At 38.4% G+C, this 12,222-nt stretch carries 13 protein-coding genes; 8 read left to right on the top strand and 5 right to left on the bottom strand.

Going from position 1 to position 12,222, the window contains the following annotated elements:
- The first annotated feature begins 58 nt into the window (after positions 1-58).
- Complete coding sequence (locus QNN06_RS22315) at positions 59-715, top strand: reverse transcriptase-like protein (protein ID WP_213120429.1); 657 nt, start codon at positions 59-61, stop codon at positions 713-715.
- Complete coding sequence (locus tag QNN06_RS31265) at positions 636-923, top strand: zinc-finger domain-containing protein (protein WP_213120430.1); 288 nt, start codon at positions 636-638, stop codon at positions 921-923. Before QNN06_RS22315 ends, QNN06_RS31265 begins: the two co-directional genes overlap by 80 nt.
- A 43-nt stretch (positions 924-966) precedes the next feature.
- Here the strand turns inward: QNN06_RS31265 and cspD are convergent, their stop codons facing one another.
- Entirely contained in the window at positions 967-1,167 is a 201-nt protein-coding gene (gene cspD / locus QNN06_RS22305) for a cold-shock protein CspD (RefSeq protein ID WP_023627628.1), read from the bottom strand.
- 288 nt (positions 1,168-1,455) lie between these two features.
- On the opposite strand from cspD, the gene QNN06_RS22300 reads away from it, so the two are divergent.
- Positions 1,456-1,743: a hypothetical protein gene (locus QNN06_RS22300; protein ID WP_213120431.1), complete on the top strand. Its 288-nt coding sequence runs from the start codon at positions 1,456-1,458 to the stop codon at positions 1,741-1,743.
- A 68-nt stretch (positions 1,744-1,811) separates the two neighbouring features.
- Here QNN06_RS22300 and QNN06_RS22295 read toward each other — a convergent pair whose 3' ends face one another.
- Positions 1,812-2,861: a hypothetical protein gene (locus QNN06_RS22295; protein ID WP_213120432.1), complete on the bottom strand. Its 1,050-nt coding sequence runs from the start codon at positions 2,859-2,861 to the stop codon at positions 1,812-1,814.
- Positions 2,862-2,894: 33 nt separating this feature from the next.
- Positions 2,895-4,793 (bottom strand): HAD family hydrolase, encoded by a 1,899-nt coding sequence (locus QNN06_RS22290; RefSeq protein WP_213120433.1) that lies wholly within the window; start codon positions 4,791-4,793, stop codon positions 2,895-2,897.
- Positions 4,794-5,180: 387 nt separating this feature from the next.
- Between QNN06_RS22290 and QNN06_RS22285 the strand changes: the two genes are divergently transcribed.
- Together QNN06_RS22285 and mntR are read left to right on the top strand one after the other, a co-directional pair.
- Positions 5,181-7,352, top strand: coding sequence for a DNA topoisomerase III (locus QNN06_RS22285; RefSeq protein WP_213120434.1), 2,172 nt, complete (start codon positions 5,181-5,183; stop codon positions 7,350-7,352).
- An 82-nt stretch (positions 7,353-7,434) separates the two neighbouring features.
- Complete coding sequence (gene mntR / locus QNN06_RS22280) at positions 7,435-7,857, top strand: transcriptional regulator MntR (RefSeq protein WP_213120435.1); 423 nt, start codon at positions 7,435-7,437, stop codon at positions 7,855-7,857.
- A gap of 108 nt (positions 7,858-7,965) precedes the next feature.
- Here the strand turns inward: mntR and QNN06_RS22275 are convergent, their stop codons facing one another.
- Both QNN06_RS22275 and metA read right to left on the bottom strand, forming a co-directional pair.
- Positions 7,966-8,214 (bottom strand): hypothetical protein, encoded by a 249-nt coding sequence (locus tag QNN06_RS22275; RefSeq protein WP_213120670.1) that lies wholly within the window; start codon positions 8,212-8,214, stop codon positions 7,966-7,968.
- Between the two features lie 37 nt (positions 8,215-8,251).
- Entirely contained in the window at positions 8,252-9,160 is a 909-nt protein-coding gene (metA, locus tag QNN06_RS22270) for a homoserine O-acetyltransferase MetA (RefSeq protein ID WP_213120436.1), read from the bottom strand.
- A gap of 228 nt (positions 9,161-9,388) precedes the next feature.
- Between metA and QNN06_RS22265 the strand changes: the two genes are divergently transcribed.
- Genes QNN06_RS22265 through QNN06_RS22255 form a run of 3 tightly spaced genes read left to right on the top strand, consistent with a single transcriptional unit; the run spans position 9,389 to position 12,116 of the window.
- Entirely contained in the window at positions 9,389-11,071 is a 1,683-nt protein-coding gene (locus QNN06_RS22265) for a formate--tetrahydrofolate ligase (protein WP_217033486.1), read from the top strand.
- A gap of 17 nt (positions 11,072-11,088) precedes the next feature.
- Positions 11,089-11,622: a hypothetical protein gene (locus tag QNN06_RS22260; protein ID WP_213120438.1), complete on the top strand. Its 534-nt coding sequence runs from the start codon at positions 11,089-11,091 to the stop codon at positions 11,620-11,622.
- 14 nt (positions 11,623-11,636) lie between these two features.
- A complete protein-coding gene (locus tag QNN06_RS22255; RefSeq protein WP_213120439.1) occupies positions 11,637-12,116 on the top strand; it encodes a glutathione peroxidase in 480 nt (159 codons plus the stop codon).
- Positions 12,117-12,222 lie beyond the last annotated feature (106 nt).

Raw genomic sequence — 12,222 nt, 5'->3', positions numbered from 1 at the left:
ATTTATATAGATGGATACATTATTCACCATAATAATCAATTAGAAAGGTTGAATATCAGTGAAATATAAGCTTGAATGGGTGCATAAATTAAAAAGTAATGAAAAAGTGAAATGTAATTCCGAATGGGCTTCCGCTGAAACAGCTGTCCAGCTTGGGGAAGAGCTCGAGCGATCGGGGAAAGCGATCGACCTGTATTTTTATGATGAAAAAGGGACATCTTGGATTCTAAAGGAAATGAAAAAGCTGTTGACAGAAATAGAAGAGGAACCTCAAGAAATAACCGTTTATTTTGATGGCGGATTTCACAAGGAAACCAATCAGGCTGGTCTTGGCGCAGTTATCTTTTTTCAGCAGGGAAAAAAGAAATACCGTATTCGCGCCAATGAACTTTTTGATGAAATGGATACAAACAACGAGGCAGAATATGCCGCTTTTTATTTTGCCCTCAATATTTTGGAAGATCTCGGTGTGCAGCATCAATCATGCGAATTTAAAGGTGACTCCCAGGTCGTTTTAAAACAGCTGGAGGGTGAATGGCCTTGTTATGAAGAAAACTTGAACCGTTGGCTGGACCGGATTGAGGAAAAAATTAAACAACTTGGCATTTATCCAAAATACACAGCTATCCCACGAAATGACAATAAAGAAGCTGATAAGCTTGCAACCCAGGCGTTGGAAGGGAAAAATATCTTTGCGAAAACGATTATTCTTTAATGGAGCGGGGTGTCTTATCTTTGTGAAAGAATCAGCCAGAAAAGCGCTTTTTACTCAAGTGGAACATTTGCTGAATGAATACTGTGAAGGTTGTTTTGTACATCGGCAATTAAAAAGGGAAGGGGGCCGGAGAACTGCCCACCGGTTTTGTATTTCACAATGTACCGTCGGGCAAAAAATTCAGGAATATGGAAAAAAGCTGACGTAAAAAAGGCTGACAATACTGTCAGCCTTTCAACATTTATGATTGATTATAATTTAACAACGTTAGCAGCTTGAGGTCCGCGGTTTCCTTCAACGATTTCGAAAGAAACTTCTTGGCCTTCTTCTAAAGATTTATAGCCGTCGCCTTGGATAGCGCTGAAGTGTACGAATACATCGTCGCCGCCTTCAACTTCGATAAATCCGAAGCCCTTTTCGTTGTTGAACCATTTTACTTTACCATTTTGCATGTACTTCTTCCTCCTAAGCCTTTCAGGACACCCTCATACATGGTGCCAAAGAATAAATATTATCATGGAACAAAAACATGCCATAAGCAAATGTATTCGATTTCATGATGCTTTAAATATACAATAACAAATATGGACAGTCAAGAAAGGGCGGAAGGTTTTTCCTCAAAAATCTAAACGTTTTTTAACGAAAGAAAACCTGCCAAATTTTTTGGCTAATGGACATAAAAACATCCTTTCCTCAATATGTTAAACTAATAACTTTTCCATGCTGGGGTGGGGATGTGAGTGTTTCGATTTTCAATTGAGGGCGAGGAATGGATATTACGGTTCTCTCCGACGGTTGCGATAGAAGACGCTGAAAAACAGGTGATCATGATGTCTCTCCTGCATATTGGGGAAGAGTTGGGCAAATTTTCACATGGCACTGCCTTTATTATGTTTACGAAGATAATAGGCGCCATTGTTTTTGACGTTGAACGAATTCCTTCACTTATTTTAACTGTATCGAATATTATTCCTGAAGAGAATTGGTACACCGAGGAATCTTCAATAAAACCATTTAAGAAAATATAGCCAGGGGCTTTAGACAGCCCCCTTTTATAATGATGAGACGAAGAATACTGGTAATCAGGCTTTTCCTTTCATTCTGTCATTCTTATATTCAACTTTTTTCTAAGTTCCGATTCCAACTTGATATAATGCTCCAGCCTTTTTTCAGTCGCCTCTAAAATGCCTTCTAAAATTTTTATTCTTAACTGTTCCTCTGACATTGCCTTTACTTTTATGATTTCTTTTGAACTTTTTAGTGTTTTTTCAAATGATTGGTCCTTTATCATTTTCCTTTGATCCTTCCTTTTTGTACAAACAAAAATTGTTTTTGCCTCGAGGTCAGTTTCATCAACAGTGCTGAATCGCAGTATTTCAACCGGGATTAAATACTCTAAAATTTCTTTGTCAGGGTAATCATAGAACAGATATTCCTTATTCGAATTTAGAAAAATTATGATAGATTCCTTATCTGTTGATTTAAAAAAATTTACGATTTCTTTAGCATTGGGCAATATTTCATTATTAAAATCATCAATTAGAACAACACTTTTAGCAGGAATTTGACTTAAATTCTTGCAGCTCTTAACGATGCTGCCTAATTGATTTCCGGAAATGTTTAATAAATTTTCCAGCAGCAGTTTATCTGTATTCATTTCAAAAAGTTCATAATTTTTGAACAATTCGTTAATTATTTTTAGTGCACAGTAATATTGATGTGTAATCGTAAAATTATTAACATAATCGGTGGAAAACAGTAAGCAATTTTCAAAAAATCCAGTTAAGTTCCAGATTTTAGTGGGTGTTAAAGTTATTATTGTTTTTGGTTTTCTGCTAAAAACAAAGGGGAGTAACTCGGATGGAATTTTCTTTTTTATAACAGTTGCTTGAGGAAATAGATAATCATAGTACATAAGATCATCGGGATGCGGTGTTATTACCAGACTTGATTCCGGTACGAAATAATCAACAACTAGTTGCAATATTTTTTTGTGTTCTTCAAAAGCCATAATCTTTAAATTTGAAAAATCTGATGTTAAAAGGAGTGTGGAATTTTCGTTGATTTGAATCTTTTGATCAGCGCCAAAAAATCCAAGCCGATTTTCATCGCAACTACTATCCAGTTCTGAACTTGATATAATCATGCACCTACCTCTATAAACTCCTATATTTGTCTTCTATTGTCCTGCCTGATCCATTAGCTCAGTTAGTGTTTCAAAGGTTTGATTTTCAGTATCTGCAATCACACCTCTAGAAAAACTCAATTCACCAAAGTATTTCCTTATAAAACGAAGATCTTTTATTATCATTCTAAATGGCATATACGCATCGTAACCAGAAATATTAAATAGATACTCATAATTTGCGAATGTTTTTATATACAATTTAACAAAATCAAATATCCCATTATGAATTTGCTTTATAATTTTATAGTTTTCTACTTCCGGTACGTCAAATGTTAATTTATACCCATCTTCGGTTTTCTTAAAGCCCGAAAATGAAGGATAGCAAGCCTGAGTAAATAACTCAAAATAGATGTTAAGATGTTTAGTGCTTGAGTGGATATCGTATAAATTTCTGTTATACATTCTAGAAAAAATGTAAACTTCTATTTCTTTTTTCATTATTTGACTTAGATTACCCGTGTAGTTAGAGTGTCGACAACCTGCTACTAAGCTGTGGACTTCACAATTCAATTTCCATTTATCTTCAATTAAATATTTTATTCCTGCACCACCGGACCCAATCCAGCCAACATCCACTACTGCAACCTTTTTACATCCCTGAATGAGGTTTTGAAAATACTCTTTCACTATTTCATCGTCTTCAGATAATTTTTTCACAACAAACTGCCAATTTTCCACAAAAAATGATTGAATGATTTTAACATTGTCTTTATGAATCAGGTCATCTTCTTTTAGTTGATAATAAGATAACAAACCTGCCATTTCCCCTAAATCCAAAGATTCTAATAGGCATTTTATTGTAATTTTTAAAATACCACTTGCCTTATGTTTTACCATTCGATTCAAAAAGTCATAGCGATTTTTTTCAATCGTATATTTCATATTGGCAATTCGAGACCAGTAAACATATTCATTATCTATATTTGAATTTAGAAAATTAAATACTTTATGATAAATATCCCCATCTCTTGAAAGGAACAAAATTTTATCAATATTATTCTGTTTTGCATAATCACGAATCCATTTACAGTAGCCCAATATATACAAACCACCGTAAATAAAACCATATTCATAATATGGTGTGTACTGCTTACTTCCATTATGCAAATGCATATTCACAATCCCGCCGTAGGTGGAACCAATCAACTCAGACATACCGTCTGCACGATATTGATTTCCTGTTTCATGAACATTATGGTAATATCTTGCTGCTAATCCTAGTTCCTGAGCACTTTTTATATCTGACTCGATATTTTCCCCGACATGTACCATCCGGATATCCTTGCCTAATTTTTGCAGTGCTATATTGAATAATTGATGATCTTGTTTACTGCCATTGTTTTCACAGGAAACAAAAACATCAAAAAATCCGCTAAATCCCGCCTTTTCCAATATCTGTACAATCATCGCCTTTGTTAAATAGCTATCTGAAATTGCAATTATTTTCTTGTTTTGTGATTTAAGTATTTCATAAACATCTTTCATATAGGGATTGGCGATACAAAACTCTAATTCTGTTTGCCATTCTGCCTGAACTCCATACTGTCGCTCTATACCTGTTTTTTGCTCAATAAATTCATATATATCGTATATTGATACTTCCCTGTTTCCCTTCTTAACCTCCGCACGATCACGCGCTTCCTTTTCCGCTTTCATCCGTATAGACATAAAATTCACACTGTTAAGCTTGTCTCCCACTACCATAAATAAATAATGAGGCTCTGCAAACGGTCTCAATAACAAAGTGTCAAAAACATCAAATGAAATGACATCGTAATCTAATAAATCTCTCGCAAAATCAAGTGCTGAAGGTCGGTTTAATATCGTCGACTCCGATCCATCCAAATATGGGAGCTTAACCGACCCTGTTGAATTCAAAGAGTCAACCATGTAATAGATATTCCTCCTTTTTTATAAAAATTTACAATTTCCGGTAATTTACATTTATAATATTCACTTGTCCAATTGAGGTGAGGGCAGGAGAATACTGGAGACATTAAATTTTAGCCTTTTAATATCTAATTTTGTAATGAGCAGAAACCGCGAGGAAACGAGCTCCCGGGACCATAAAAGCATTCCGCAATAGTTCCTAAGGTTTTTGTAGTGGGAGCGAAATATATTGTAAATTAATCCAAAATTCCGCCTCCTTTATGCTTCAGAAAAATTGAAATTGCGTTTTATAAGGGAATTATTTGATTGCTTCCATAGCCGCTATACGAAAATAATTTTAAAAGGTAAAATGAGAGAGGAGATGTTATTAAAAAGGGAGTAATTATGATGAAACTAATCATTGCCGAAAAACCTGATCAAGGCTCTACCCTGGCATCCATCTTTAAACATAAAAGACAAAATGGTTTTATTGAAATTTTTCCAAACGAGCTTTTTCCTGATGGAGGCTATGTTACATGGGCCATTGGGCATATTTGTCAACTGGTTCAGCCGGAGAAATATCAACCGGAATGGAAGAAGTGGTCCTTAACGAATCTGCCGATTATGCCAGAGCAATTTAATTATGAAGTAACGAAGGATAAAGCGAAGCAATTTGCTGTGATAAAAAAATTAGTATCCGACCCGCAAGTGACCGAAATTATCCATGCCGGTGACGCAGGAAGGGAAGGGGAACTAATTATCCGCAATATTTTAAGACTGACAAATTGTCGTAAGCCAATGAAAAGGCTGTGGATTTCTTCGCTAACCCCTAATTCTATTCGGGAAGGCTTTAAAAAGCTGCTGGAAGAAACAGACACCCGAAATCTTTATTTTGAAGCCTATACCCGGGCCTGTGCAGACTGGGTAGTGGGAATGAATGCTTCAAGGCTGTACAGCCTCCTCCTTCAGAAACAGGGCTTTTCAGATGTTTTTTCAGTCGGCAGAGTACAAACTCCTACGCTAGCATTGATTGTAAAGCGGGAGTTAGAGATTGAAAATTTTAAATCTGAACCGTTTTGGGAAGTCATGGCACAATTTTTAATTAATGATAAAAAGTACATGGGCAAATGGCAAAACGATGGTGAAACTCGTGTTAACACCAAGGAGATGGCAGAAAAGGTAGCAGCATTTTGCCGTGGGAAGAACGCGGAAGTCGACGATGTTCAATGTGAGCGGAAAGAATTTTTACCGCCGCTTCTCTATAACTTATCCGCATTGCAAGCTGATGCCAATAAACGTTATAAATTTTCACCGAAAAAGACTTTGGATGTTCTGCAGCAGCTTTACCAAAAAGGATACGTATCTTACCCTCGTTCTGATTCTCGTTATGTGACGAAAGAGGAAGCAGCCAATTTCCCCGATATTCTAAATAAAATAAGCCATCTAAAAGACTATCAAGGTTTTTTCCCATTGCCTGTTGATTCAATAGCGGAGAATAAAAGATATGTAAACGAGAAAAAAGTGACCGACCACTATGCAATCATCCCGACAGAACAAATACCGAATATTGAAAAGCTTAGCGCCGATGAACAAAAACTATATGATTTGGTGGTTAGGAGTTTAATTGCCGCCCATTATCACAAGGCCGTTTTTGAATATACGACCGTGATTACTATGGTAGATGGACGGGCAAAGTTTGTCTCGAAGGGAAAAGTGCAAATTGAAGAGGGCTTTAGGAAGGTCATCAATCATAAGGATCAGGATGACGAGCCGTCACTGCCGCTTCTGGCAAAAGGAGAGCAGGGCAAAACAGTCAAGGTGGACGTGAAAGAAAGCCAGACACAGCCTCCAAAGCGATATACCGAAGGTCAGCTAATAACGCTAATGAAGTCAGCCGGAAAGCATATTGAAGATAAAGAACTGGAGAAAATCCTGACCAAGACGGAAGGGCTTGGAACAGAAGCAACGAGAGCAGGCATTATCACCATGCTAAAAGATCGGGCTTATATCGAAGTTAGAAAAAATATGGTTTATGCAACTGCCAAGGCTAAAATCCTTATTGAGGCGATTGGCAAGGAAATTCTTGCTTCGCCGGAAATGACAGCAAAATGGGAGCAAAAGCTAAAGGAAATTTCTGAGGGAGCAGCCTCCCCAAAACAATTTATGGAGCACACAAAAAAGATGGTTCACCATTTAATTACAACTGGAGTCGGTCAAGCGGCCAATTGGACGTTTTCTGAGGAACTAACCGAAAATTTCACTCCAGGTAAGCGAGCGTCCAAAAAAGCCCCTACAAAGCTTGGAACCTGTAAGAAATGTGATGGTTCGATTGTCGACAAGGGAAGTTTTTATGGCTGTTCAAACTATCAAAAAAATAAATGTAACTTTACGATTTCAAAAAAAATTCTAGGGAAAAATATAACGCAGAAAAATATTAAGCTGCTTTTGACAGAAGGAAAAACCGAGGTCATTGAAGGCTTTAGCAGTAACGAGAAAACCTTTAATGCCAGGCTGTATTTAGATGAGCAGGAAAATAGGGTGAAGTTTTTATTTGAAACGCAACCATCTAAAGTTCGCTGAACGTTAATGTGATAATCAACCTTGTCACCCTTATTTTTCTATAGTAAACTTTAAGTTGATTCTGTTTAATGGAGGGTATCGGATGCCAACACCCAGTATGGAAGATTATATTGAACAAATTTATAATTTGATAGAAGAAAAAGGATATGCCAGGGTATCCGATATTGCCGAAGCATTGTCCGTCCATCCCTCCTCAGTTACAAAGATGGTTCAAAAACTCGATAAAGATGACTATTTGGTATATGAAAAATATAGAGGCTTCAGCTTAACAGTAAAAGGGAATAAAATAGGCAAGCGGCTTGTTTTCCGACATGATTTGCTAGAGCAGTTCCTTAAAATCATAGGCGTAAAAGAAGAGAACATCTACAAGGATGTAGAGGGAATTGAGCATCATTTGAGCTGGGATTCCATTGACCGGATCGGTGATTTGGTCCAGTTTTTTGAAGAAGACGAAAAACGGATAGACGCCTTAAGAGAAATTCAGAAAATAAATGAGAATGAATAATGAAAGAAGAGGCGGTCAACTGACTGCCTCTTTTAGCTAATAGGAAATATAAATTCAACTACGTCTCATGAACCGTCCTATCGGACTCGCCAATCGACGAGTTTTCATTTAAAATAGGTTCGGATAATGGTCAAAGCTTTCTTCCTCAGCAGGGCTTAAATAGGCATTTCCGTTTCCATCCTCCTGCATTTGTATGCCTGCTAGTAATCCGCTCTCTGCTTCGAGTAATGCTTTCCGATATGATATTACACGCCCCTCAGAGGTAATAAAACTAATAATTTCCCCAAAATGATTGCGGTGAAGTCCGACAATGGATTCTATTCTATATCCCTCCTTTTCCACCTCTATTTTGGTCATAACAATCAAAAAAAAAACATCGGGAAATCCCGATGCTTTATCCCCAAAAATATGGGGTTTCCTGATACACATAATAATTGAGCCAGTTGGAAAAGAACAAATGGCCATGAGAGCGCCAGCGATTGATTGGCGGCTGGGTCGGGTCGTTATTTGGAAAATAGTTTTCCGGCATGTGAATTTCGAGGCCCCTAGATAAGTCTCTGTCATATTCCTGTGCTAATGTATCAGATTCATATTCTAAATGACCAGTTATCATGACATGCTTTCGGTCTGTTGAGGCGATTAGTAATGCGCCGGCATCCTCGGAAGCAGCTAATAATTTTAACTGAGGGTTGCTTTTGATGGCTTCAATTGAAACATCCGTATAGCGTGAGTGCGGCGCATAGAATTGATCATCAAAGCCCCGTAATAAAATATCATTTTGTTCAAAAATTCGATGGGAATAAATGCCGGAGCATTTCCGTGTAAGCTCGAATTTTCCAATTCCATAATGATGGAAAAGTGCGGCTTGTGCTCCCCAGCAAATATGTAGTGTCGAGGTAATATTAGTTTTGGTCCAATCCATGATTTCGGTTAATTCCGACCAATATTTAACCTGTTCGAATTCTAATAACTCGACAGGCGCACCGGTAATAATCATCCCATCAAACTTTTGATTCTTGACTTCAGAGAAGGTTGTGTAAAACATCTCTAAATGCTGCTTGCTCGTATGGGTGGATTCATACGAGGATGTTTTTAAAAATTTCACATTAACCTGCAGCGGAGAGTTTCCCAATAGCCTTAACAGCTGCGTTTCCGCTTTTTCTTTTTCTGGCATTAAATTTAAGATTAAAATTTTTAATGGCCGGATATCTTGGCTCGTCGCCCGCTCATCGTCCATGATAAAAATGTTTTCCTGGTCTAAAACTTCCCGGGCTGGAAGAAGTTTCGGAATGTTAATAGGCAAGTGACCATCCCCTTTATAATTAAAAAAGTTATATTCATTAATACAATGGTTAGTAAAAGAAATCAATGAATATTTTTAAAATTTGATAATTCTATTATAAACATTATTCTAAATTCAGAAAAGATAATAATTTGTTCATAATTATCTGTCGGAATGAAAACTTCTTTTTGATACAATTTAAAGGTAGTTACTCATTAAATATAAAGAATGCGGGGGATTGAATTGGCAATGGAGATTCGTGTAAAATCGGACATTGAAATTGCTCAAGGCTCAAAAATGCTGCCGATTGTAGATGTTGCAAATAGGCTTGGGCTTGAAGAAGATGATCTTGAACTGTTTGGCAAATATAAAGCAAAGCTTTCCACCGATGCACTGGCCAAATTAAAAACAAAAGAAAGCGGGAAAATTATTCTCGTAACTGCGATTAGTCCAACCCCTGCCGGAGAAGGGAAATCGACGGTCACTGTTGGATTGGGAGATGCTTTTAACCGCATTGGCAAAAAAGCAATGATTGCGATACGGGAACCGTCCTTGGGTCCGACGATGGGCATAAAGGGAGGGGCTGCCGGAGGAGGCTATGCACAAGTTCTCCCAATGGAGGATATAAACTTGCATTTTACCGGCGACCTTCATGCAATAACGACGGCAAACAACGCCCTTGCTGCGTTTATTGATAACCACCTTCAGCAAGGGAATGAGCTCAATATCGATCCGCGCAGAATTGTTTGGAAACGGGCGGTAGATTTAAATGACCGTGCCCTCCGGAAGGTTGTTGTAGGACTTGGCGGACCGCTTCAGGGGATGCCAAGGGAGGATGGCTTTGACATCACTGTTGCGTCTGAAATCATGGCAGTATTATGTTTAGCAACAGATATAAAAGACTTGAAATCACGGTTAGCGAGAATTGTAGTCGCCTACAATTACAATAAGGAACCGGTAACGGTGGGTGATTTAGGGGTTTCAGGGGCATTGACTTTATTATTAAAAGATGCGGTAAAACCAAACCTTGTCCAAACGATTGAACATACGCCGGCCCTGGTCCATGGCGGTCCTTTTGCGAATATCGCACATGGCTGTAACAGTGTGATTGCGACACTGACTGCATCAAAATTAGCAGATTACGTGGTCACGGAAGCGGGTTTTGGGGCCGATTTGGGAGCGGAAAAGTTTTTACATATCAAATCGAGAATAGCCGGGATTAAACCTGAGGCTGTTGTCATTGTCGCTACCATTCGGGCTTTAAAAATGCATGGCGGTGTGGCGAAGCAGGATTTAGCAGAGGAAAATATCCCGGCGCTAACACTTGGCTTTGCCAATTTGCAAAAACATATAGAAACGATTAAAGGCTTTGGGCTGCCAGTTGTTGTCGCCGTAAATAAATTTATCACAGATACTGACCTTGAAATTCAGACACTATTGGAATGGTGCAAACGGGAAAACGTCTCCGCCGCTTTGACAGAGGTTTGGGAAAAGGGAGGCGAAGGCGGAATCGAACTGGCTGAGACCCTTTTATCTGTTATCAGTAAGGAAAAGAACAATTTCCACCCTTTATATGACATGGCAGACCCGATTGATACGAAGATAAGAACCATTGTCCAAAAGGTTTACGGCGGCAAAGATGTCGAGTTTTCGCCAAAAGCAAAAAAACAAATGCAGGATTTTGAAAAAAATGGCTGGTCCTACTTAGCTGTTTGTATGGCGAAAACGCAGTATTCCCTATCGGACGATCCGTCAAAGCTTGGTAGACCATCAGATTTTACCGTTACGGTAAGGGAATTCAAACCATCAATAGGTGCAGGATTTATCGTTGCTTTAACAGGTGAGGTTATGACGATGCCAGGCCTGCCGAAAAAACCGTCGGCCTTGAATATGGATGTAGATGAAAATGGGAATGCGGTAGGCCTATTCTAAAGGAGTCGAAGCGTAGTATGTTTGATCCAACAGCCTTTGATAACATGAAGGTCGTTATCGAAGGCGCCCTTTATGATTTGGATATGAGCGGGGAAATCCTTGTAACCGATCGCAATGATTGGCTTAATCTGGCGAAAATGTCCCGATTGTTTACGATCAGCTTTGTTTTAAGGGAAAGCAGGCTTCCGATTCATGCGAAAATGGAATTAGAAGCAAAGCTAAACAACTTAGCAGCGGAACTCCTCCAAGAGTCACTTTCAGAGCAGAATGCCGGGTGCTATGTGAAGCTGCAATTTTCACTTGAACTCCCTGAAAACCAAAGGGATTTTTATGGATTATATAAAATTTTCCAAAATATTTGGGGGGAAACAAGGAAAATCTCCCAGTCTGTTGAATATAACCCTTTAGAAAAGTCAAAAAATATCAGCCTTATCATTTCCATTGACTTTGAGAGAATTGTCAAAGAGGAGCAAATGGAGGACTTTGCTGAGATGATGGAATTTATGATTGCTACATTGCAACAACTTGAGGAATACGGAAGTGGCAGCTAAAGGGGGAGACTTGGATGTCGATTTATCAGTTTAAGGCAAAAGCCATAGATGGAGAGGAAATATCACTGAAGCAATTTGATGGGAAGGTTCTGCTCATTGTCAACACTGCCAGCAACTGCGGTTTTACACCTCAGTATCGGGAGCTTCAAGGACTTTATGAAGCGTATAAAGAAAAAGGTTTTTCGGTTCTGGGTTTTCCTTGCAATCAGTTTATGAGTCAGGAGCCTGGGACGGAAGCGGATATTAAATCCTTTTGCGAATTAAATTACGGCGTCACCTTTCCGATGTTTGCAAAGGTCGATGTAAATGGCGTATACGCTAACCCGCTGTTCGTCTATATTAGAAAGCAGACACCGGGAATCTTGGGATTTAATACAGTCAAGTGGAACTTCACGAAATTTCTTGTTGACCAAAAGGGAAACGTTGTAAAACGGTTTGCACCGACTGTAAAGCCAAGTGAAATTGCCAAAGATATCGAAGCACTACTTAGCTAATGACAAGCCGGCATTTTGCCGGTTTGTTTGTTTTAGGCGTTATAAATATTTACAATATTCGGAATTACAGTTACTATTAGTAGTAGGTACTAAAATTCCAGCAAGG

Source organism: Neobacillus sp. 114 (genome assembly GCF_030127045.1).
In the GTDB taxonomy this organism is placed as follows: domain Bacteria; phylum Bacillota; class Bacilli; order Bacillales; family Cytobacillaceae; genus Neobacillus; species Neobacillus rhizophilus.
This window is presented reverse-complemented; position numbering and strand designations above follow the sequence as displayed.